Annotated in this window: 21 protein-coding genes; 10 read left to right on the forward strand and 11 right to left on the reverse strand. The window is 45.0% G+C overall.

Features of this window, described 5'->3' with window-relative positions:
* Nucleotides 1-165: 165 nt before the first annotated feature.
* Nucleotides 166-729: a GbsR/MarR family transcriptional regulator gene (locus tag M3180_RS14755; RefSeq protein WP_251668812.1), complete on the reverse strand. Its 564-nt coding sequence runs from the start codon at nt 727-729 to the stop codon at nt 166-168.
* Between the two features lie 190 nt (nt 730-919).
* Between M3180_RS14755 and M3180_RS14760 the strand changes: the two genes are divergently transcribed.
* From M3180_RS14760 to M3180_RS14785, 6 genes are all read left to right on the forward strand, one after another.
* Complete coding sequence (locus M3180_RS14760) at nt 920-1,798, forward strand: carbohydrate ABC transporter permease (protein ID WP_251668814.1); 879 nt, start codon at nt 920-922, stop codon at nt 1,796-1,798.
* Between the two features lie 19 nt (nt 1,799-1,817).
* Nucleotides 1,818-2,660: a carbohydrate ABC transporter permease gene (locus tag M3180_RS14765; protein ID WP_251668816.1), complete on the forward strand. Its 843-nt coding sequence runs from the start codon at nt 1,818-1,820 to the stop codon at nt 2,658-2,660.
* Between the two features lie 94 nt (nt 2,661-2,754).
* A complete protein-coding gene (locus tag M3180_RS14770) occupies nt 2,755-4,110 on the forward strand; it encodes an ABC transporter substrate-binding protein (RefSeq protein WP_251668818.1) in 1,356 nt (451 codons plus the stop codon).
* A gap of 22 nt (nt 4,111-4,132) precedes the next feature.
* The gene (locus M3180_RS14775) at nt 4,133-4,903 is read left to right on the forward strand and encodes an HAD family hydrolase (protein ID WP_251668819.1); all 771 of its coding nucleotides are present in this window, start codon (nt 4,133-4,135) and stop codon (nt 4,901-4,903) included.
* Nucleotides 4,904-4,930: 27 nt separating this feature from the next.
* Nucleotides 4,931-5,254, forward strand: coding sequence for a DMT family transporter (locus M3180_RS14780; protein ID WP_251668821.1), 324 nt, complete (start codon nt 4,931-4,933; stop codon nt 5,252-5,254).
* Nucleotides 5,255-5,351: 97 nt separating this feature from the next.
* Nucleotides 5,352-6,281: a metallophosphoesterase family protein gene (locus M3180_RS14785; protein WP_251668823.1), complete on the forward strand. Its 930-nt coding sequence runs from the start codon at nt 5,352-5,354 to the stop codon at nt 6,279-6,281.
* Nucleotides 6,282-6,330: 49 nt separating this feature from the next.
* Here the strand turns inward: M3180_RS14785 and recD2 are convergent, their stop codons facing one another.
* From recD2 to M3180_RS14815, 6 genes are all read right to left on the reverse strand, one after another.
* On the reverse strand, nt 6,331-8,697 hold the full coding sequence (gene recD2, locus M3180_RS14790) for an SF1B family DNA helicase RecD2 (protein WP_251668826.1): 2,367 nt from the start codon (nt 8,695-8,697) through the stop codon (nt 6,331-6,333).
* Between the two features lie 243 nt (nt 8,698-8,940).
* Nucleotides 8,941-9,873 carry a fumarylacetoacetate hydrolase family protein gene (locus M3180_RS14795; protein WP_251668828.1) on the reverse strand — a complete coding sequence of 311 codons (933 nt, stop codon included), beginning with the start codon at nt 9,871-9,873 and terminating at the stop codon, nt 8,941-8,943.
* 87 nt (nt 9,874-9,960) lie between these two features.
* Nucleotides 9,961-10,734, reverse strand: coding sequence for an SDR family NAD(P)-dependent oxidoreductase (locus tag M3180_RS14800; RefSeq protein ID WP_251668830.1), 774 nt, complete (start codon nt 10,732-10,734; stop codon nt 9,961-9,963).
* A 35-nt stretch (nt 10,735-10,769) separates the two neighbouring features.
* Nucleotides 10,770-11,561 carry an SDR family NAD(P)-dependent oxidoreductase gene (locus M3180_RS14805; RefSeq protein WP_251668832.1) on the reverse strand — a complete coding sequence of 264 codons (792 nt, stop codon included), beginning with the start codon at nt 11,559-11,561 and terminating at the stop codon, nt 10,770-10,772.
* Between the two features lie 22 nt (nt 11,562-11,583).
* Nucleotides 11,584-12,753: a UxaA family hydrolase gene (locus M3180_RS14810; RefSeq protein ID WP_251668834.1), complete on the reverse strand. Its 1,170-nt coding sequence runs from the start codon at nt 12,751-12,753 to the stop codon at nt 11,584-11,586.
* 4 nt (nt 12,754-12,757) lie between these two features.
* Entirely contained in the window at nt 12,758-13,078 is a 321-nt protein-coding gene (locus M3180_RS14815) for a UxaA family hydrolase (protein WP_251668836.1), read from the reverse strand.
* 279 nt (nt 13,079-13,357) lie between these two features.
* On the opposite strand from M3180_RS14815, the gene M3180_RS14820 reads away from it, so the two are divergent.
* The 3 genes from M3180_RS14820 to M3180_RS14830 all read left to right on the forward strand — a co-directional run bounded on the left by M3180_RS14820 (nt 13,358) and on the right by M3180_RS14830 (nt 15,564).
* On the forward strand, nt 13,358-14,269 hold the full coding sequence (locus M3180_RS14820; protein ID WP_251668838.1) for an AraC family transcriptional regulator: 912 nt from the start codon (nt 13,358-13,360) through the stop codon (nt 14,267-14,269).
* A complete protein-coding gene (locus M3180_RS14825; protein ID WP_251668840.1) occupies nt 14,266-14,988 on the forward strand; it encodes a rhamnogalacturonan acetylesterase in 723 nt (240 codons plus the stop codon). Before M3180_RS14820 ends, M3180_RS14825 begins: the two co-directional genes overlap by 4 nt.
* A 78-nt stretch (nt 14,989-15,066) precedes the next feature.
* Nucleotides 15,067-15,564 carry a hypothetical protein gene (locus tag M3180_RS14830; RefSeq protein WP_251668842.1) on the forward strand — a complete coding sequence of 166 codons (498 nt, stop codon included), beginning with the start codon at nt 15,067-15,069 and terminating at the stop codon, nt 15,562-15,564.
* 94 nt (nt 15,565-15,658) lie between these two features.
* Here M3180_RS14830 and M3180_RS14835 read toward each other — a convergent pair whose 3' ends face one another.
* Together M3180_RS14835 and M3180_RS14840 are read right to left on the reverse strand one after the other, a co-directional pair.
* Nucleotides 15,659-16,459: a polysaccharide deacetylase family protein gene (locus M3180_RS14835; protein WP_251668844.1), complete on the reverse strand. Its 801-nt coding sequence runs from the start codon at nt 16,457-16,459 to the stop codon at nt 15,659-15,661.
* Between the two features lie 295 nt (nt 16,460-16,754).
* A complete protein-coding gene (locus M3180_RS14840) occupies nt 16,755-17,468 on the reverse strand; it encodes a hypothetical protein (RefSeq protein ID WP_251668846.1) in 714 nt (237 codons plus the stop codon).
* A 709-nt stretch (nt 17,469-18,177) separates the two neighbouring features.
* On the opposite strand from M3180_RS14840, the gene M3180_RS14845 reads away from it, so the two are divergent.
* The gene (locus M3180_RS14845; protein ID WP_251668848.1) at nt 18,178-19,443 is read left to right on the forward strand and encodes a copper amine oxidase N-terminal domain-containing protein; all 1,266 of its coding nucleotides are present in this window, start codon (nt 18,178-18,180) and stop codon (nt 19,441-19,443) included.
* A gap of 78 nt (nt 19,444-19,521) precedes the next feature.
* Here M3180_RS14845 and M3180_RS14850 read toward each other — a convergent pair whose 3' ends face one another.
* Nucleotides 19,522-20,145, reverse strand: coding sequence for an SGNH/GDSL hydrolase family protein (locus M3180_RS14850; protein WP_251668850.1), 624 nt, complete (start codon nt 20,143-20,145; stop codon nt 19,522-19,524).
* 157 nt (nt 20,146-20,302) lie between these two features.
* The gene (locus M3180_RS14855; RefSeq protein ID WP_251668852.1) at nt 20,303-22,357 is read right to left on the reverse strand and encodes a beta-galactosidase; all 2,055 of its coding nucleotides are present in this window, start codon (nt 22,355-22,357) and stop codon (nt 20,303-20,305) included.
* Nucleotides 22,358-22,449 lie beyond the last annotated feature (92 nt).

Consider the following 22,449-nt stretch of genomic DNA (forward strand, 5'->3'; position numbering starts at 1 on the left):
GTTAAACAAAAAAACACCGCAATCAAACGCTTACAGCACGATAAAGTGGCAAATAAGTGAGTGATTCTCGGTGTCTTTGGGAATCGGTTTCCTAATGGTGATAATTAATCCTATGCACAGGTTTATTAGATTATCATCACAAGACAAATATTTTTTGTATTTTTCTTATAACTTCTGAGTACGATTCTCTGGAAAAAAGCTTCCTTCCTTCAACTGATTAACGAACTGCTGAAGCCAATCGTAGTAGCTAAACGCCTCCTTCAGCTTATGTAAGTCCTCAAGACAGAGCTTTCTTTCCTCTTCATCTGTCTCCCGGTCCACGATTACATCCGTATAGATGGGAATGGCTTGCGATATCGCTTCCTTCATTACATCAACTTCACGCTGGAGCTTATTAGCAAAGAACGTCTGGAAGGTATGAAAGAAATCCGTCTCCGCACGATATAGGTCTTTACGTTCATCCTTCTCCTTAAGCTTCGTTACCATCTGAGTATTCAATAATGAGCGAATCGCATAGCTCATATTGCTTTTACTCATGCCCATGCTCTCCTGCATCTCCTCCAGCGTCATCGGACGATCCTCAAAAAACATAACGCCGTACAATTCGCCGAACGTGTAATTTACTCCGTACAAGTCCATCGTTACAGCAATCGCATCAATAACTTTAGCTCTGAGCTGATCGACCTTCGTGGCATGCTGTTCCAGTTTATCCATTCTCGCTTTTCTCATAAGAACTCCTCCGCAAGTGATTTCTGATTTACAAAAGCTTAAATTCATGTTTACAGCTAGTTAACCTTTTATATCACAAATTAACGTACAATATTTTTTGAACAAAGAGAAAAAATACGGTATTGCATTACAATTATAACAAACATTCAATAAAATTTGAATTTTCAAACACCATCTAGGAGGAAAAATTGTGAGGAAAAGCTTGTTGAATGATGCAAAGGCTTTGGCATTTACCCTACCTGCCCTTGTTCCTTTAATGCTGTTTTGGTTTATCCCACTTGGGTACGTTATTTACTTAAGCTTTATGGAATGGGACTTTATGAATCCTGTTAAAACCTATGTAGGCCTGAACAATTATATCCGATTGTTCGATAACCCACAATTTTACCAGGCGTTGCGGGTCACGCTGCTGTTCTGCATCGGAAGTGTGCTGCCCATAATAATCATCGGATTCGCGCTTGCTCTATTGTTTGAACGCAAGATGAAAGGCACGGCTATCTATCAAACGCTGCTGTTTTCACCCTGGGTAACACCTACTGTTGCAGTATCCATAGTGTGGTCATGGATGTATGAGCCGAAAATCGGCCTCATTAATCTCATCTTGTCCTGGCTCGGACAAGACCCGATCCGCTGGCTAGAGGATCCAAGTTGGGCACTGGTCGCTGTTCTTATCGTAACGATATGGAAGTCAGCTGGCTGGGCAATGATTTTCTATATGGTAGCGATTCGCAACGTACCTCCCGAGCTGTCCCAAGCAGCAGAGCTCGATGGTGCTGGTTACTGGGGAAAGCTGGTTCACGTCACATTGCCGCTAATATCGCCAACTACGTTCTTTCTTATTATCGTACAGCTTATTCAAGCAATACAAGCCTACGATCAAATTAATGTACTAACTCAAGGCGGACCTGCTGGATCAACCAGAACCTTGCTGTACATGTATTATCAATCAGCCTTCACATCCTATCAAATCGGTGAAGCTTCCTCCATAGCGATCATTATCGTTTTGGGATGTCTGATTCTATCTGGTCTATCCTTTATCGTTGCTAGGAAAACGGTTCACTATAACTAATCGGGAAAGGGAAGGTCTCATGCTATCTAAACAATTGGTTACTCGATCATTCAGACAGCTTCTTATGGCTGCCCTATCTATAGCGATGGCATTTCCATTCTTCTGGATGGTTAGCAGCGCTGTAAAAACGAACGATGAAATATGGCAGTTCCCGCCAACCTTGTGGCCTAGCAATCCGCTATGGCACAACTTTAAGGAAGCCTGGCTGGCTGCACCATTCGCTCAATATGTGTTTAACAGTGTATTTGTTGCATCCATGATCGTGCTGCTGCAGGTTTTGAACTCCAGCATGCTTGCATACGCCATTACGCATATGAAATTTCGACTTAGCGGTTTCTTTACGACCACGATTTTGATTGGCTATATGATTCCCGCTACCGCAACGTATTTGCCGAGTTATCTGATCTTGAATGAGCTTGGGCTTTTGAATAGCTATGCTGGACTCATTTTCTCAAACTGTGTAAGTGTATTTTCGATCTTTTTAATCCGGCAAGCCTTTTTACAGGTATCACATGAGCTGGTTGAAGCAGGTCAGGTAGATGGTGCGTCTCATTTTCGTATATTGTGGACGATTATTGTTCCGATTACCCGATCATCCTTTGCTGTACTAGCACTCATTACTTTCATAGAGCAATACAACAACTACTTTTGGCCCATGTTGATTACCAATGACCCTAAGCTGCAATTAGTGTCTGCTGGTCTGCGGAGCTTCTTTGTGGAAGGAGGTGCATACGGGTTAAAGTGGCCACTCATTATGGCTGCCAGCGCAATGACGATCGCTCCACTGCTGTTACTGTTTATTTTTACGCAGAAAACAATTATTCATAGTGTCAACCTCTCAGCCGGAGCTACAAAAGGCTAGCAGGACAACACAGACAAGCAATCTAGCACTCACAAGTTCATTACGTTTTTAAGAGGATTAATCATACATGCTCTATCGACAAGGAGGACTCTTTATGTTGAATGTAAAAAGAAGTTTGTCAGGTCTACTCATACTTTCCTTTATGGTGCTTGCTGCATGTGGCAGCAATGCAGGCTCTAGCAGCAACACCGCTTCCAATGCAGGAACGAGCAGCTCGACTGCCGTTAGCAGTACCTCTACTAGCAGCAACCCCATAGAAATTGAATTCTGGTATGGACTAGGCGGCAAGCTTGGTGAGAATATGCAAACGCTCATAACCAAATTCAATGAATCACAATCAGAAGTCATTGTAAAGCCGGTCGTGCAGGGTGACTATTCTGAGACCGTTCAAAAGCTGCAAGCAGCTATTGCTACGAATACTGCGCCAGCTGCGGTTCTTGCATCTAATGTAGACTGGGCAAAGAAAGGCTACTTCGCTTCTTTAGACGAATTAATTGCAGGCGATCCAGACTTCAACACAGAGGATGTCATCCAAACCTTCCTCGAGCAAGGACAGGTTGATGGCAAGCAATATTTCCTTCCAATGTACGGCACAACACAAGTCATGTACTACCGCAAGGATGCATTGGAAAAGCATCAGATTGACCCTGCTAGCCTGACAACATGGGAAGCACTTGCTGAGGCTGCTGCAAAAATGACTGAAACAGACGGCAATCAAACAACATTTTATGGCTGGGAGCCAATGTGGGGCAGAGAAAATATGATGGATGCTGTATTCAGTAAAGGTGGATCCATCTTAAGCGAGGACGGCAAAACGGTAACGATTGATTCAGAGGAATGGGTTACAACATGGGAACTATTCCGCAAATGGATTCATGAGGATGGCATTATGCGCATCCACTCTGGCGGTCAAGGATGGGAATATTGGTATAAAACGATTGACGACGTAATGCAAGGCAGAGCTGCAGGCTATACTGGTTCTAGCGGCGATCAAGGCGATCTTGACTTTTCTATTATAGGCGCGATGGAGCAGCCTGGCTGGGAAGGCATGGGTGTAGGAGCTCCAGTAGCAGAAGCGATTATGGCAGGTATTCCTGCGAATGCGAGTCCTGAAGAGCAGAAGGCCGCTTACAAATGGTTCAGTTTCTTCATGAGCGCTGAAAACACAGCCTTCTGGTCCATGAACACAGGCTACATTGCAGTTCGTGAATCCGCACTGGATACAGAGGAATTTAAAGCCTATGCCGAGCAAAATCCGCAAAGCACTGTGCCATTGATGCAGGCGTCGCATGCTTCTTCTCCATTCCTTGATCCGACAGGCGGAAAAATTAACGATGCGTTATCCATCGCTGCAGACAAGGTGCAAATTGCCAATGTACCAGCTGCAGAAGCGTTGAAGGAAGCGAAGGAAACGGCACAACGTGAGCTTGATTTGATCAACAAAAAATAATTAATAATGTAGGTGAAGCAAATTGGCATTGCTGCATGTGGACAATCGGACAATCCCGATTAAAGGCATCGTTTTTGATAAGGATGGGACACTTGTGGATTTTCTTCATACATGGGGCTATTGGGTCGAGCTTATGCTCGACCGTTTTTCTAGCGAGCTAAAAAGGCTTAAGCTTGCCCCTTTATCAAGTGATTCGTATGTTTTACTTGGCGTTACTCATCGCTATGGGCAAGGCGTTGTCGACTATGACCGTCAAGGACCGCTATCTGTCGGTAGCTTGAACGACCTGCTTACCATCTTTGCACTGCAGGGCTATCATCGCGGGTTAACCTGGGCGCAAGCTCGACTGCTTGCTGTGCAATGTCAGCAGGCTGCAAGCAAGCAGCTGGAGGATGAACAGCGCATCAAGACAATTCCACATGTCGTGGAGCTGCTGCAGCAATGCAAGCAGCATCAGCTTAAGCTAGCCGTTGCAACAGCCGACGATACACTTCCCGCCAGACAGCAGCTTAACTGGTTAGGGATCGATTCAATGTTCGATACGATCATTGGACATGATAGTGTTGCCAGGGGCAAGCCCTACCCGGACATGATTGAGCTAGTGTGCAGGCAGCTGAGTCTAGCTCCTTCAGAGGTTGTCATGATTGGCGATACAAATGGCGATATGATGATGGCCCGATCCTCAGGCACAATAGCCTCCATCGCGTATTTATCCGATTCGTCACTGCATGCAAGCGATTATCCTGATGCGGATCATCTTATTTATAGCTATACAGACATTGCCTTCTCTTAAATGTAGGCGAAGGAAAGGTTGAGCAGCATGGGTTGGATATGGTTGTTTCTTGCCATTGTATTAGAGGTTTTAGGAACGATATCGATGAAGCTATCAGCTGGCTTTAAGCATATCGTCCCTTCTGTACTTATGTTTATGTTTTACGGTGCTAGCTTTACTTCACTTAACTTCGCTTTACAGTATATGAATGTCAGCACTGCGTACGCCATATGGTCAGGCGTTGGTATTGTGCTCATTACAATAATCGGCTACAGCGTATTTAAGGATCAGCTGAATGTAGCCTCTCTATTATGGATGGCTGTCATTATTATCGGCGTCATCGGATTGAATATGAGCAGCAAAGCACACTAGTAACACAAACGATCGATCACATTACAAATCGAAAAAGCGTTAAGCAGAAGGAATACTTGAGTGCACAATCTATTAAAAGGAGAAAGGAGCAGAAGCATTGATTAGCAATGAACGATTAATCTTTTCCTTTCAAGTCATTACAGACACGCATATTACGATTGATCCCGCGCATCAGTATAATAAGCATCTAGATCTAGCATTACGAGATATTATCGCTCAATGCCCGGAAAGCAAAGGAATTATGCATATAGGTGACGTAACCGATCATGGATTCCATGAAGAATACGATCAGTTTCAGCGCATATGGAACCAGCATAAGAAGAAGCTTCCTCCGCTTTATATAACGACAGGCAATCATGATGTCGGGCTTCCCGAAAGCGAAGAGCAGCTTCAGCAATTATGGGAGCAGTTTAAGAATAAGTTTCCGGCTCATAATCTATCCAATAGCAAACCGGAACTTGAGATTGGGAGCTGGGAGGATCGATCTGGAAGATTTCTTGAACGACTCGGCAATTCCGCACTCTATCATGACCATTGGATTAACGGCTATCATTTTATCTTCCTAAGCACGGAGCAGGGACTTCCAATATACTGCTCTCTGTCTTCGATACAACTAGAATGGCTTAAGCAGCGCCTTGCTGAGGAAGCCACTCCCGAAAAGCCCATCTTTCTCTTTCTGCATCAGCCTCTGAAAAATACGGTTGCTGGCTCGCTGGAGCATCAGAACTGGTATGGTGTTACCGAGGATGAAGAGCTTAAACTTATTCTAAGCGATTATCCCCAGGTCGTAATGTTTTCTGGGCACTCGCACTGGGAGCTTGGGGCACCTTACACCTATAACGATTCTGCTCCGGCGATGTTCAATGCAGCGTCGGTAGCCTATCTATGGACAGATGAGGATGAATTCAAATACGGCAGTCAAGGTTACTATGTTGATGTGTATAACAGCAAGGTTGTTGTTCGAGGTCGTAATTTTGTCAATCAGTCGTGGGTTAATGAAGCTCACTTCACAATCAAGTATAAATAATGCTCGAAGGGTGTATGCGATCTCCGCATGCACCCTTCTTATTCTACACTTACGAGGTAGCCAAAAATTTCTCATTCAAGCTGCTATTGCGCGCTGTATGCTTAAAGGACCCTATCGCATAGTCGATCGCCCGCTGCTGCCCAATCACACATACGAATTGCTTAGCACGCGTATAGCCTGTATAAAAAATGCTGTTGTCGAGCATATGATAATGCTCCTGCATGACGACCAAAAGTACGGCTGGCCACTGTGAGCCCTGCGATTTGTGTACGGTCATCGCATAGCAGTGATCCAGCTCATCTAGGCCATTCGTATACATGACATAGCCATCTTCATAGCGCACGATGACAACCGCTTCTTCATGCTCCTCATCGCTCTGAACTAGCTTTATTTCCTCAATGATGCCGCATTCTCCATTTGTTATGCCAAGCACATCAGCATTTTCAACATATTCACCCGTGTCGCTTCTGCTATACCACTTCATCGCATAGTTGTTGGCCGTATGAATAACCTTATCACCCGGCATAAAGTATAGGGTAAGCTGCTCTGCTTCGCCATCGGCATCGTTCACTTTACTAAACTTACAGTTTTCAACCTTCAGCCCTTCTCGTTGGTCATTGAAGGCTTGCTGAATAAGCCAGTTCATCACGTACGTGCCCGCTTCCCCTTTACGCTGCGGGCAAAGCACCTGTATATCCTCTAATGAATAGTCCTTCGTCTCCATTAATCGAGCGATGGAGCGTAGCATTGTCATCTGCATACGTGCTGCATCTGACTGAGCGATGACGAACGCATCGCCTTCTGCAGCTTGAGGCGCAATCGTTTTGCCTTGAATAATACGAGTCGCATTGGCAACAATTCCCGAATCCTTGCCTTGACGCTTTACCACATCTAGCGTGACAACTGGGATAACCTCACTAGCAATAAGATCATGCAGCACATTACCTGCACCGACGCTTGGCAGCTGCTTCGTATCGCCCATGAATATAACCTTGCAATGTGGCGGGATAGCACTGAACAGATGCTTAGCCAGCGCGATATCCAGCATCGAGCTTTCATCCAGCACCAAACAATCGATAGGCAGCGGCGACTGCTCATTATACTCAAAGCCTCGCTCTGGATTGTACTTGAGCCCTCGATGAATTGTCGTACATGGTCTCCCGGTTGCCTTGGCGGCAACCTTGGCAGCTTTACCTGTAGGCGCAAATACCTTTACCTCAAACGGCAAGCTCATCCGTTCATACTGGCGCTCCAGCAGATCAAGAATAATGTTCAGTGTAAATGTTTTTCCGCAGCCTGCACTTCCGTTTAAGATGTACATGCCTCCCGTTTGCTCTGTAAATTGAAGCGCCGCCTCAATCTGCTTCTGCTCAAGGTGCAGCCCCTTATCCTGCATATAAGCTTGCAGCTCAGTCTCAGCGTTAGGGAACGCTATCCCCTGATGCAGCAGTAGACGTAATATGGAGGCTGCTACCTTCAGTTCAGCGTAGTAAAGCTCAGACAAATACACTCTACCCGCATCCTCAATAAGCTTCCCACGTTCTAGTAGCGGCTCAAGCAAAGCCTCGATCGCCCGCTTCTCGAAGCTAATACCTCGGCTGTGCAGCTCACTAGGTGGCAGATCTAGCGTCTGCTTCACTTTATCTACAAGCTCTGGGCGTCTTAAAAAGCAGTGTCCCTCATACGAGGCTTCGCGCAGCACATAACGTATCGCAGCAACGATACGACTTCGCGAACGCATATCGAAGCCAAGCTCCTGAGCAATAGCATCACAGCGTCTAAAACCGAAGCCTCTTACTCTTTTTGCAAGCATATATGGGTTGCTTTCTATCTGTGCATCCACCTGCTGCCCTAGCTCGGCGATTAGCTTTTTCGCCTGATTCAAGCTAAGCCCCCACCCTTGCAGCTTAGCAAGCAAATCAAAGTTGCCGCCAAGCAGCTTTAGCTGCATACTCCATGCTTCGGCTTGCCTTTCACTAATGCCAGATACTTCTTCAGCTACGCGCTTTGGATTCTCCAGCATTATATCTAGCACCTGTTCACCGAAATGCTCCAGCAATGCATAGGCACGTTTATCCAGTCCGTCCAAGCTTTGCAGCAGCAAGATGATGCCATCGGCTGTGACTGGGCGTGCTAAGTAAACGGAATCCACCGCTATCTGCTTCGTATCTTTATAGTAAGCTACTCTACCTTCAATCCAGTAGCTTTGATCCTGTTTTAATGTAAATGGAAATACACCTGCGATACGGAAGCTCGTCCGTTTATCCTCTACGCAAGCATATGCAGCAAACCCTGAATCCTCATTCTCGAACAGCAGCTCCGCTACGGTTACCTGACGCTTCACACGCTGCTTCTCCTCTAGTGCATCAAGCCACTGGGGAAGCCGCTGCTTGCTTAATCCATTATTCCAGTTCATCCTATCACCTACTTTTATGCTTACATTATACGGCTTCATACATAGGAATGGAACAGCCGTTCGCAATTCAGCATTGTAGTATTCTTTTTAATCAAGCTCTTAGATAAAGCTAAAGATAGAGAAAGCAGCAGTCAGCTAGACTGCACGTTCTTGTGCCAATCTAACTGACTGCTGCTTCCTAAAAGGATGAATTTATGAAAGTTAAGCTAGCTACTAATTCTATTAAGCAGTATCTCTTATCCGTTACACTTCCTGCATCATTCGATTCGTTAAGGAGCCAAGCTTCTCGATCTCGATCGTGACGATATCGCCTTCCTTCAGCCATTCAAGATGCGGCTTGCTATGACATACCTTCCCGTCAAATCCATTAAAAACGACACCTTCCGGTGTTCCAGTCAGTATAAGGTCACCTGGTACGAGTGTCATATGCTCCGAAATATAGCTAATGATCTCACTGCAGTCGAAGATCATATCGGACGTATTGGAGTGCTGACGAACCTCTCCGTTAACGATGCAGCGAATCGTTAGATCATTCGGGTTGCCCACTTCATCTGCGCTAACAAGGTAAGGTCCAACAGGACTGAATTTATCGCAGCTCTTTCCTAGCAGCCATTGCTGAGTGCGGAATTGCAGCTCTCGTGCGGACAAATCATTCACATTGCAATAGCCAAGCACATAATCTAGTGCATCTTCCTTCGAAACCCGCTTCGCTTCCTTGCCGATGACGATACCAAGCTCTGCTTCATAATCGACCTGAGTCGAATTGAACGGTAGTGGGATAACCTCCTTATGTGCAGCAATCGTATTGGCGAATTTATTGAACAGAATAGGCACCGTTGGAATCGGCATATTGGATTCCTCAGCGTGCTTGCGATAATTCGTGCCTACACATATTATTTTGCTTGGCGCTGGCACGCATGGGCCAAATGCGAGCTCCTTCTCGTCAAGCCATAGCTCTTTATCCGCTGTAAGCTCATTATTATTCGCTTCGATAAAGTCTCCCAGCTGATTAAGCGCTGCTGTTCCACCATAAACGGCTTCCTCCATCGTTACGGCTAGCGATTGATCGGGTCCAGGAGCTAGCTTTTGAACTGCTTTATGTACATCGAGAACCCCTTGCTCTAACAAAACACCTAAATGGAGCTTATCATCGTTATAAAAGCTTAATAATTTCATCCTACTATTCTTCCTTTCTATGAATGGATTGTATATTCAGATGCTATGTTCTCACTATAATTTGATCCTTCTTCATTATCAACAACATTACGCATTTTTACCAAATACTACCCCGCCATCAATATATAGCGGCGACCCCATCATAAATTTCGATTCATCTGAGGCTAGAAACAATGCTGCACTCGCTACATCCTCTGGTGTGCCCAGGTCACCGCTTAGCTGTCTTGTTTTTAGCGTAGCCATCGCTTGCTCCGGATCATCGTAGGAGGTACGCAAATACTGCTCAACGAATGGGGTTAATATGGTGCCAGGCAGCAGTGCATTGACACGAATGTTATAAGGCGCATAGTCGACCTGCATGGATTTCGTTAATGCAAGGATCGCTCCTTTGGACGCTGCATAGCTTGCTCGATTCGCGAGTCCTATCTCTGCAATACACGAGGACATATTGATAATTGAACCACTTCGCTTTGCCATCATATAGGGCAGCACGTATTTGCTCGTAAGATACACCCCTTTAATATTCACGTCCATCACCGCTTGCCATGCATCTGGCTCTATTTCATGCAGCAGACCAATTCCACTAATGCCGGCATTGTTGAATAGAATATCGATATGACCATAGGCTGCAATTGCTTGCTCAATCATATACAGCACGGATTCTGCAGACGTTACATCCGCGCATAAGAAGGTCGCTGTGCCGCCCAGCTCTTTAATTTCCTGCACGACCGATTGCCCCTTCTCGGTATCTCGATCATTGACGATGACAATCGCGCCTTCCTTAGCGAAGCGAATGGCAGTCGTTTTGCCAATCCCTGAGCCTGCTCCAGTAATGAGTGCGATTTTGTGCTGAAGCTTCAAGAATGTCCCTCCTCACTTATTCTACTTAACTCTACTTAATGGATATGATCCTCTGGCTGAGCTGCCTTGACACTTAACCCGCCATCAACCATGAGCAAATGCCCGTTAATTTGCATGGCTTCTTCTGACGCTAGAAAAACAACAGCATCGCCAATTTGCCTAGATGTGCCAAGCCGTTTCATTGGATTAGCCTCTACTTCCTTGCGATAAATGTCTGGATCTGCTAAGTAATCCGTGCACATATCAGTATCTACTGTGCTTGGACCTACAGCATTTACATTGATACCATACTTGCCAAGCTCGATGGCCATCCCCTTGGTAAGCATATGTGCTGCTGCTTTTGAGGATTGATAGTGCGGGATTAATGGACTTGTAACAACGAGGCTTGCTGTCGACAACACATTAATGATTTTGCCGTAGCCTTTTGCTATCATCCGAGGCGCAGCAAGCTGAGAGCACAGGAAGATGGATTTTACATTGGTATCATAGGTACGATCCCACGTTTCCTCCGACACCTCTAGAAATGGCTCGAAGGGAGCGATGCCAGCATTGTTGACTAGAATATCTATCTCCCCAATCTCAGCTTCTACCTGTTGGAACATCTCTACCACCTGCTCCTTATTGCCAACATCAGCCCGTACGACACATGCTTTGCCGCCAAGCGCCTCAACCTTCAGCTGGACTTTCCGTGCCAGCTCCTCTGATCGTTCCGACGTATAGTTGATCGCCACGGTTGCGCCTTCTTCTGCCAGCCTAATAACAATTGCTTCACCAATTCCACGGCTGCCGCCAGTTACTAATGCCTTCTTCCCCTCTAGTCTCCTCATGGTGCCGCCCTCCCCGTTATCGTTATAAGCTCGGTCCAATCCGATTAATGCTAAATTCGGTATGTCCAAGCAGCTCTGCCTTCGTCAGCTTGCCGCCAGCTACTTCGACAATCCCCTGCCAGATCGCTTCCCCCGCTTGCTGCAGCGTCAGGCCGCCCTGCAGCACATCACTTACATCAACGTCCATATTGTCCTGCATTCGCTCATACATTTGCTTATTGCCAGTAATTTTAATGACGGGAACAACCGCTGAGCCTGTAGGTGTTCCGCGTCCCGTCGTAAAGCAAACAAGATGCACGCCCCCGGCTGCCATACCTGACACACACTCGATATCGTTGCCTGGCGAATCCATAAAGTACAGCCCGCCTTGCCCGTCTTGTGGCAATGCCTCGGCATATTCAATAACACCCTTTATAGGTGTTGTACCGCCCTTGCTAATACAGCCAAGAGATTTCTCCTCAATTGTCGTCAGCCCGCCAGCAATATTGCCGGGACTTGGATTGCCTCCTCGCATATCCTCGCCCATGCGAGTAACCTCGGCCTCGAAGGCTGCAACGATATCATATAACCGTTGCTTTGTTGGTTCATCCGCAGCTCGCTGTGCCAGCACATGCTCTGCACCGATAATCTCAGTCGTCTCTCCGATTACTGCGCTGCCGCCGCTTGCGATCAGCTGATCCACCGCTGCGCCCAGAGCAGGGTTGGAGCATAACCCGCTCGTAGCATCGGAGCCGCCGCATTTCACGCCTATCTTCAATGCAGCTAGCGGGGCTGCTACCTGCTCCATTCGATCAAGCTCTGCACGCATCTCCTTCGCAAGCTGTGTCCCGTGCTGGATCGCCTTAATCGAGCCTCCTACGGATTGAATATCGAACCATTCCACGCGCTTTCCAGTCCTGCTTATTTCTCTGGCTAGCTCCGCAGGATCGATCACCTCGCAGCCCAAGCTAATAATAAGCACTGCGCCAACGTTAGGATTTTTACCTGTTCCAGCCAGCACATCAAAGGTACGCTGTTTATCTGCTCCGATCTGGCTGCAGCCGTGCTGGTGAGGAATCGCAACAGAATCGGGGACAAGCTGCATGACACGATTCGCTACCTGATTCGCACATATGACGGTAGGAATAATAAGTAAATGATTACGAATGCCAAACTCTCCATTACTTCTCTTGTACATCTGAATGGTAGTCAACTTCTCACCCTCCCTTGCTCGCTTGGTCGCCACGACCACGAATTCCTTCTAGATTATGAACGTGAACATGCTCGCCTAGCGCAATAGCCTTAGACGCGCGCCCAATGACCTCTCCATACTTCCGTACCTCTGTACCCGCTGGCAGCGCACGAATAGCAAATTTATGACCAAACGGAATAGGTTGCTTTAGCTTCATTAGAATGGACGCCTCTCCAATCCTAACCACCACTTGCTGCTCTGCTTGTAAGGACTCAAGCGCTGTTGCAACATCATCACTTTCATGCATAACGATTGATGCAGCTCCCTGTTCCACACGCTCCTTCATCGTCGATCAGCCCCTTTTCTTCTTTTCGAAACGTTATCTTCTATCTCAGATTCATAAAGCTAGTTCGTCCACAATTTGTTGATAACGCTTTCAGTATGAGTTAAAATTTATGTTATCTTGCCTTCCATTATGCTGATGGTTTTCATGTAAAAATAACTTATTCTTCCAATCGACTTACCTTTATTATATCATCCGATTTAGCGATAAAAATTGCGTAAACGTGCAACGATATACTCTTTTATGATATTCCCCATATATAGTAAAGGAGGACATCTATTCATGCAGCCGATCAAAAAACACCTCAGTAAGCAAGATCTACTACCATTCATCATCGACTATAAGCAGCAAAGAGGGCCGGATAATGAGCTCCCTGATCATATACAGGATTGGTTTGAGCTCGTCTATGTTTATAAAGGAAAAGGCAGCTTCTTTATCGATCATAAATTTTACGATATGGAGCAAGGAAATGTGTTTGTGATTCCAGCGAATACGATTCACCGAGCGATCTTAGAGCAGCATTCCTCTATTACGGTGACAGCGATATTTTTTCATGGAGGGCTTTCATTAAAGGAGCTTCAGGATGATGCCTATCATGCGCTCCACCTCTTACATACCGCAAGGCAATCTTCTACTTACCGAATCGTACTTAATGAGGAGCAGCAGCGGACGATTGAACAACAGCTTGAAAGCATCCAAGAGGAGGTATCGTCTCGGCAAATCGGATACAAAAGTGCAGCACTATACACGCTTCAGCTTATTCTCATCATGCTTAGCCGTGTAGTACAACAGAGCAATCCAGCTATAGAGACAGTACCAACCTATACACTCGCTCCTCGCTGGATGGAGGAGATTCTTAAGCAGCTTGAGGGAACCGATTCACTGGGCTGGAATTTAGCACAGCTAGCTCGGAGCGCCAATGTAAGCTCCTCGCATTTTAGTCGAGTGTTCAAGCAGCTGACGGGGATGAATGTTACGCAGTACCTAATGATGAAGCGTATTATTGCTGCTAAGCAGCTGCTCACTGAAACCGATGATAAGCTTTCACTCATTGCCGAAAAGTGCGGCTTTGACAGCATTCCCCACTTTTACCGTTGCTTTAAAAGTATGACTTCCTACACACCTGCGACCTATCGTCATATGCACCATATTAAACGACCTAAACTTAACGAAATGGAGGGAATTATAGAATGAAGCAGCTTAATAACAGCGATCAACAGCTAAATGCTCGTCCAACGATCTATCTTGCTGGCGATTCTACTGTCCAAACCTTTGAGGAGTACTGGAAGCCGGAGGCTGGCTGGGGGCAAATGATAGGTCACTTCTTCACAGATGACGTTCGTATTAGCAATCATGCCATCGGTGGTCGAAGCAGTAAAACGTTTCTAACGGAAGGCAGACTGCAAAATATCATAGAAGAGATTCATCCAGGCGATTTTTTGTTGATACAGTTTGGTCACAACGATGCTACCATCAGCGTTCCAGAGCGCTATACGACCATCCCAGAGTATAAGGACTATTTAAAGGTTTATGTAAATGAGGCTCGCAAGGCAGGAGCAGAACCTATTCTCGTTACACCAGTTGGCCGTCGAATTTTTGATGAGGCTGCAGGTGTCTTTCAAATGAGCTTTCCAGAATATGTACGAGGGATGAAGGAAGTTGCCGATGAGCTTGAGGTTCTGCTCATTGATCTTAATGCGCTTAGCTTGAATTATTACAATGAGATTGGCTTAGAGGCTACTCGATCTGTATTTTTACATGTTGAACCAGGCATCTATGAAGCCTTTCCCGATGGTAAAGCAGATGATACGCACTTTCAGGAGCACGGTGCGATGCACATAGCACGTATTGTAGCTGGAGCTGTTCAGCAGTTACCCTTACCGATCTCGGAATATGTAATCAATTTAGATTAATCTATAGACAAAACAGCCGTATTTCTTTATAAAGGAGATGCGGCTGTTTTATTGGATAGGCTTCATTAGGAGGAAACAATGCATAACAAAGTCAAGAAAAAGCTACTCCATCTATATACAGGCGAGCTCACAGCAACGATTGTATTTATATTCGTATGGCTCGTTTATTTACAAAAGTATGAGTGGGCAAGCGTTACCGGATATACGGCGTATGCGTTTAGTTTACTAGAATTTATTCTGCTTCAGGGCACGTACTATTGGTATTTGAAATACAATCAGATAAAGCTTGGCGACCTAGGCGCGCTGCCTGATCGTTGGCTCCGTTTGTTCAAGGCATGCAAGTTAATTAATGTTGTTCTTATAGTTCTCGGCGTTCCATTAATCATTGTTCAGCTGAGCAGCTTCCCAGCGAACTTTTACTTTTTCTTGTTTTTGTACCTTTTTGCAATCGGAGAATACATCAATTATTATCATATACGACTATCCTATCAAACATCGGAAGAGATTAATGATTGGTTGCTCCATAAGAAGCTTCGCAGCTCTCGCCTTGCAAGAGAGCTTAAAAAGCTCAACTAAATTTAGATAAGCAAAAGCCTGCTCCACGACATTTTCGGTCATCTTGGAGCAGGCTTTACTCGTACAAGCAATATTTTAAGGTGATTGACTTAGCTTATGCCAAATCCATTAAATTTCCAGCCTTCACTTCTACAGCACGATCATTCACACTAATCCATACATCCATTGCGGTTGGATTGTGAATAACAGTTCCATCCATTGTGAATCGTAGAGCTTGAAGCGCATTCATATAAGCAACAATCTCAGCATTCGTAGCATACCAAATATCGTTACGGCCACTAATCTTCTCGCCGAACTGCTCAACGAGCTCCCAGTTCTGATCATTCTCGAACTCGTAGCTATGTCCCCATACGTACAGTAGGCTCATCCTTGAATGTCGATGCTGCAGTGTTAAAAATTGATCTGCCGCTTCTAGCATATTTTTATGATGACAGGTCGGATGCCAAGCAAGCCATTGTTCTGGCATATGGAAGGAGCCATGACTGCTCACCGTACGGGCATATTCAATCCCGATAGAACGAAGCTGCTCGATCACGCTCTCATTGTATGTACCGAACGGATAACTCATCCCACGAATAGGATAGCGAACTAGCGATTCCAGTGCATGGCGATCCTGCACAACCTGGAAGACAACCTGCTCCTGCGGAGATTGCTCTAGAAATGGGTGATGCGTCGTATGGATCGATACTTCATGTCCTTTAAAAAGCTCCGCAACCTCGCTTGCTTCAATATAGCTTTCTCTGCCAAAGAACGCGCTATTAAGATGAAACGTTCCTTTTAAGCCATATTGATTAAATAATTGTACGAGTCTGCGATCATATTCTCGTCCATCATCAAAGCTAAGTGTTACTGCCTTATTTACTCCATTCGGAAAACGATCAAAGCGAATATTCATATGAAAAATGCCTCCTGATCACTGGTAGAATTCTAGCTCACTAATGTGTTCTAGCATTACGGTGTAATCTCCTGCACCGAAATGATATGGCGTTCAATTTCAATTCGTTACGAGGAGGACATGCTGTTCATTACAATAATGTGAATATATCCTTAAACCATAGCCCTCCAAAGAAAATGACGCCGAATAAGCATACGAGGATAAAAATCGATATGATAACGACCGCACAAAGCTTTAATAATCTCTTCATAGATTGCTTAATGGTTCATCCGTCCCTTCTACCTTTATACCATATTCAATAGCTTGCTAATTCATCGATTGCTCGCTGTATCTTCTTATCCGTTTGCGTGTTAATATCTTCTCCGTACTTGAGGATGAGCAAAAATGAATCCAAATTGTAATTCTTAAATGCTCCTATATCCATAGTTTTCGATTTCTCGAGAAATTGTGCCCAGCCTTCAAGCTCTTCTTGCTCCGATGGAAATTGATACAACATTACTTCTTCACCATTTACAGAATAAACCTGTGGCTCAATACCTCCCAGGCTTATTTGAAAAGAGCTCTGGGGATCTCTAACACCTTCTATAACGTCTAGTCCTTGTTTTTCTAGCTCCTTAATAATGACCTCCTTTGAGGAGACTTGTTCACGAGTGAGCAGTATAACATCGTTGGCAACAAGCCCTAACGGTTTATCGCTTTCCATTCTTTTTCTAAGATCTACTGGTTCTGAAAGAGTAACTTTGACGGTTGAGCCTGAAATAACTTCATTGACAGTTAATGAGTTTCCATGCATATCGCGAAAAACCGTCTGATCTGTAAATTCCACAGAGCATCTATACCCAATACCATTGATCGGACCTTTCTTTCCGCGATTCACTTCATCTGAACAATTAATAACAAAGCTGCTATCCGAAATGTCCTCGATTGGTCCCTCGATGGAATCTGTCGGCTTCGTACATCCTGTTAAAAACATAAGAGCAATCAGTAAAGTAGCCATCACCCGATACATCCCAATTCCCCCTTTCTAGCAATAACGAAATAAATAGCATAATGTTGCGGTACTCTCACCTAACAAAGTAAATGCTCAGGTGCCCACATCGTAGCGCAGCCTACACAACCCGCTAAAGCGAAGGAAATGCTGAGGTGCCACATCGTAGCAATACCTACAAGCCACCACAGCGAAGTAAATGCTGAGGTTTCACTACGAAGCGAATGCCCTCGAAGAGCCCCAGCGGAGTAATGGTGAGAGCGTAGAAGCGAAGCGGGTGCTATAACCTCAAAGCATATCGAAGTTCTCACATCGAAGATCCACCCACAAACCACCCCAGCGAAGTAATTGCTGAAGTGCTCACATCGAAGCAACACCTACGAAGAGCTCCAGCGGAGAAAATGTTGAGAGTGGAAAAGCGAAGCGGTTGCCTTTGTCCACTGATTTCTACATTAAATATACTTCTAGAAATCAGTGGACAACAGCAATTGGAGCCTCAACATTTACGGAGCGCTGAAACCAGAGGACAACAGCAATCGGAGCCTCAACATGTACGGAGCAACACATAGTGCTACAAAAGTACGGGGCCGTTGCTACAAATTTCCTATTTATCATAGGTGCAAAGTTCCAATTTACGGTAATTGAGCAGGGGTTTTTAACTAAAAGACGAATGGTACAGGTTGGATCACGATATATCTACAATATGTTTAAAAAATGGAGGAATAACACAATGAGAGAAAAAGCGATCAGAATTAATATTCTAGCTTTGATTGCATTTATTTTAATTAGTTCATTCGCTTTACCAGTCGGTACGTCACATGCAGCAAGCACAACATTTATCAATGACATTGCAGAAAAGTACGAAGCATTAGAGGATGAGTTTACAAAGCAATACAAAGCTGATTTGAAGACGGAAACGAATCATTATGAGCTGTTTCTAGAAAAGACAGCTGATGAGCAGAAGAAGCTAGAGAAGTTGCTGGATGAAGATCTAGAATATCTAGATGATTTGCTTGATAAAGATTATAAAGCGCTCGTCAATCAGTATGGCGATGATCGATCCTACAATTCGAAGCTAACGCAATACAAGAATCAAATTAACCCTAGCTACTCAACAGGTGCACTATGGAAGTACAGCAAGGAAATCGATAAGAACTATTCAACTAGCTTGCATTGGAAGTTCAACAATCAAATTAATCCGAATTATAGCACGAGTATGATGTGGAAATATAAAAATGAGATCAACCCTAGCTATTCTACGAGCACGATGTGGAAATATGCGAATACGGTCAATTCAAGCTATTCTACAAGTATCATGTGGAAGCTGCGCAATGAAAGCAATCCTAACTACTCAACGAGTACAATGTGGAAATATAAGCAAGGAAATATTACTCAAGAACAAGCCAAGAAAAGCATGGATAGCATTCTAAAAACGGGTAAAGAGGATCTTCAAGCAGAACGCGACTCAGCTATGAACAGCATCAAGAAGCTGAGAGAGCGTACAATGAATGATATCGTTGATCTACGTAATGAGACAGTTCGCAAAATCCTTAAACAACGTAGCGATAGTTTAGAGGATATAAGCGATCTAAGAGAAAGATTGTTTGGTAGCGGAATTGAAGCGAAGGCACTTGTTATTAGCTTTGATTCGATTAAGGTCATCATTGACGGTGAGCTGCAGCAATTTGAACAGCCTCCATTTGTCGTAAATGGCACTACGCTTGTTCCGATGCGAGCGATTTTTGAGCGCTTAGGTGCCAACGTTGAGTGGAATCAAGCCCAACGATCTGTAAAAGCTACGAAAGGAAACACAACGATCCAATTAGCCATTGGAAGCAATATGGCAAGCAAAAATGGTGAGAATGTTAAGCTAGATGTAGCTGCTCAAACAAAAAACAACCACACCATGGTTCCTCTTCGTTTCATTAGTGAAGCGCTAGGAGCTAACGTAATGTGGGATGGCAAAACAAGCACCGTAACGATCACAACCAAATAAACAATAAGAACAGTATACTGCCCCTCGCTCATTAGAGCACCAGAGCAGTGTACTGTTCTTTTTAATTACTGACTTCTTCTAGAAATGTCCTTGCTCAATTAGACTATCCAAGCAGCCAGTGATATAAGCAGCCTGGAGCTGTCTAACCTCTTCTGTATAGTGCACATGATCGCAATATGCTTGAATGCCAAACCTTCGTGTAAAGGTGTATAGATCGATCATCGAAACGCTGTGGCTCCTCATAACCTCATCTGCTGTAGCATTGTAAGTCACAACATCGTCATGAAAGCGCAAAAAGGTCGAGTCCTCCCGATTATGTACCTGCTCGACAGCATCCGTCGTACAAATCCAAATTAAATTCTTCGCCATCTTCTTCGATATAGTTACGATCTCTTCAAGATTAGTGCGATATCTTTCCAGTGGAATTTGTTTCGCGCCTGTCTGCGGGTCCGTTTTAATATCATGCAAGCCGCAATTGACGAGTAAAACATCGTAGCGCACACCTTTTCTATGCTCACTTGTCAAATACGCTAGAACCATATCGCTATCGCCTCCGTTAGCGCCAACCGGCTTGTCCAAATCCTCTAGTGCTTCAGCTTCCCCTCTTTTCCGATCATACTGATAGCTGCCTACAACAAACCTTTTCAAGTACGGTCCATATTGAATCGAGATACTATCCCCAACAATAAATAGACTGCGCATCCGAGTCCCCCTTACACATTCATCGTTCCTTTAAGCTATATCTAATCAAACTAGCAAAAAAATATCAAGGCGACTGCTTACAGCAGTGCCTTGATATTATCTAGAAACGTGAATACGTAAGACTATAGCTCAGCTGTTTCAGCCTGCTTGTTTAAGCTTATGATTTTAGCTTAATGATCATAACATCGTGACTGGAGAGCTCATGCTTACCGCCATCCAATGAACGATCGGTTAACAGGTCAATTCCCGTTGTTTCACCTAGATCAATCTGAACCGTCTCATCATTGTGATTCAGCACGAACAAATACTGCTGATCATCCTTATAGCGAATCGTTGTTTCAACTCCTTCAGGAAGCGAGTGAATGAAAGGCTCAATGCCGTGGGAAACGCATAGCTGTGCCAACCAATCCTTTAGAAACGCTTGCTCTGGACTCGTTGCTAAGTACCACGCTTCACCTTCCCCAAATTTGTTGACGGTTAACGCAGGCATACCCTTGTAGAAGTCATCGCCGTATACCGCCTTCACCTCGGCACCCTCACTATGGATAAGGTCACATAGCAGTCCGCACTCGTACTCCTCCTTCATACCAGAAGCACCTTCAGATAATATCATGCGGTTACGCTGGCTTGGCAGCAGTGCATCAATTTCTTCAGCCCAGATGCCAAACAGCTTTCTTAGCTCGCCAGGGTATCCACCGACCTTTACAAGATCACTTTCATTAACGATACCGCTGAAGAAGGTAGAGATGAGTGAGCCGCCAGCCTGAACGTACTGCTCAAGCTTTTGTGCAACACCTTGCTTCACCATATACATCACTGGTGCAATAACAAGATCGTAGCCGCTAAGATCTGCCTCTACACTTACTACATCAACTGCAACGCCTAGCTCATATAGTGCCTTGTAGTATTTATGCGCCTCATCAACGTAACGAAGGTCTATCGTTGGACCGCTGGACATCTCAATCGCCCACCAGTTTTCCCAGTCGAAGACAATCGCGACCTTCGCCTTAAAACGAGAATCAATGAGTGAATCACCAAGCTTGTTCAGCTCAGCACCGAGCTGCGCACATTCGCGGAACACACGTGTATGCTCATGACCAACATGCTCAATGACAGCGCCGTGATACTTTTCACAGGCACCGATTGATCTGCGTAGCTGGAAGAACATAACCGTATCTGCACCACGCGCAACTGCTTGATAGCTCCACAGTCTCATTACACCTGGGCGCTTCAGTGAATTGTATGGCTGCCAGTTTTGCTGGCTTGGAGTTTGCTCCATCAGCATAAACGGCTGCCCATCCTTCAATCCGCGCATAAGATCGTGCATCATGCCCGTGTAGCTGTGAGGTGTATCGAATCTCGGGTAGCTGTCCCACGATATCACATCTATGAATTTTGCCCATTTATGATAGTCCAGCTTCTTAAATGCTCCCATCATATTCGTCGTAACTGGAATATCTGGCGTATGCTTTTTAACTGCTTCGTACTCGAGCTTATAGCATTCTAGTAAACTATCTGAATGGAAGCGCATGTAATCAAGTGATATCCCTTGGAAATTCGTTTCCGTACGTCCATTCGCCCCAGGCCACTCCTCACTTAGTCCACTAGGCAGCACAATATCCTCCCAGCTGTGGAAGATATGTCCCCAGAAGCCTGTGTTCCACGCACGGTTTAGCGCTTCTAGCGTACCGTAACGCTCTTTTAACCATTCACGAAAAGCTGCTTCACAGTTATCACAGTAGCAATTTCCCGCTCCGCCATACTCATTGTTAATATGCCAGATCAGTAATGCTGGATGATCCTTATAGCGTTCTGCCAGCTTCTCTGCCATAAGCACGGAATACTTGCGGAACGTCGGACTGTTCGGACAGGAATTGTGGCGACCTCCGAATTTACGCTTACGGCCATAAAAGTCAACCTGAAGCACATCCGGATATTTACGCGCCATCCAAGCAGGATGTGCCGCTGTGCTAGTTCCAAGACAAACACCAACTCCATCTGCATGCAGCTTATCCATCATCTCATCAAGCCAGCCAAAATCATAAGTATCTTCATCTGGCTGATTTTTCGACCAGCCGAATACGTTTAATGTCGCTACATCTATACCAGCAAGCTTGAACATGCGTAAATCTTCGTCCCAAACCTCTTTCTCCCATTGATCAGGATTGTAATCTCCGCCATACCATATTTTATTTTTCTTTGAGTTAATCATCTTGTCACTCCTTAACTTATATGATAAAACTGCAGTATACTCCTTCATTGTAAGCGCAATAATCATTAGTTCCTATATAAAATAAACGAGAT

This window comes from Paenibacillus camelliae, assembly GCF_023715345.1.
GTDB lineage: Bacteria > Bacillota > Bacilli > Paenibacillales > Paenibacillaceae > Pristimantibacillus > Pristimantibacillus camelliae.

What these genes read in the sequence shown, in the direction of transcription:
- M3180_RS14755 (WP_251668812.1), bottom strand. Translation starts at nt 729, where the DNA reads ATGAGAAAAGCGAGAATGGATAAACTGGAACAGCATGCCACGAAGGTC.
- M3180_RS14765 (WP_251668816.1), top strand. Translation starts at nt 1,818, where the DNA reads ATGCTATCTAAACAATTGGTTACTCGATCATTCAGACAGCTTCTTATG.
- M3180_RS14770 (WP_251668818.1), top strand. Translation starts at nt 2,755, where the DNA reads ATGTTGAATGTAAAAAGAAGTTTGTCAGGTCTACTCATACTTTCCTTT.
- M3180_RS14780 (WP_251668821.1), top strand. Translation starts at nt 4,931, where the DNA reads ATGGGTTGGATATGGTTGTTTCTTGCCATTGTATTAGAGGTTTTAGGA.
- recD2 (WP_251668826.1), bottom strand. Translation starts at nt 8,697, where the DNA reads ATGAACTGGAATAATGGATTAAGCAAGCAGCGGCTTCCCCAGTGGCTT.
- M3180_RS14795 (WP_251668828.1), bottom strand. Translation starts at nt 9,873, where the DNA reads ATGAAATTATTAAGCTTTTATAACGATGATAAGCTCCATTTAGGTGTT.
- M3180_RS14805 (WP_251668832.1), bottom strand. Translation starts at nt 11,561, where the DNA reads ATGAGGAGACTAGAGGGGAAGAAGGCATTAGTAACTGGCGGCAGCCGT.
- M3180_RS14815 (WP_251668836.1), bottom strand. Translation starts at nt 13,078, where the DNA reads ATGAAGGAGCGTGTGGAACAGGGAGCTGCATCAATCGTTATGCATGAA.
- M3180_RS14820 (WP_251668838.1), top strand. Translation starts at nt 13,358, where the DNA reads ATGCAGCCGATCAAAAAACACCTCAGTAAGCAAGATCTACTACCATTC.
- M3180_RS14825 (WP_251668840.1), top strand. Translation starts at nt 14,266, where the DNA reads ATGAAGCAGCTTAATAACAGCGATCAACAGCTAAATGCTCGTCCAACG.
- M3180_RS14830 (WP_251668842.1), top strand. Translation starts at nt 15,067, where the DNA reads ATGCATAACAAAGTCAAGAAAAAGCTACTCCATCTATATACAGGCGAG.
- M3180_RS14835 (WP_251668844.1), bottom strand. Translation starts at nt 16,459, where the DNA reads ATGAATATTCGCTTTGATCGTTTTCCGAATGGAGTAAATAAGGCAGTA.
- M3180_RS14840 (WP_251668846.1), bottom strand. Translation starts at nt 17,468, where the DNA reads ATGTATCGGGTGATGGCTACTTTACTGATTGCTCTTATGTTTTTAACA.
- M3180_RS14845 (WP_251668848.1), top strand. Translation starts at nt 18,178, where the DNA reads ATGAGAGAAAAAGCGATCAGAATTAATATTCTAGCTTTGATTGCATTT.
- M3180_RS14850 (WP_251668850.1), bottom strand. Translation starts at nt 20,145, where the DNA reads ATGCGCAGTCTATTTATTGTTGGGGATAGTATCTCGATTCAATATGGA.
- M3180_RS14855 (WP_251668852.1), bottom strand. Translation starts at nt 22,357, where the DNA reads ATGATTAACTCAAAGAAAAATAAAATATGGTATGGCGGAGATTACAAT.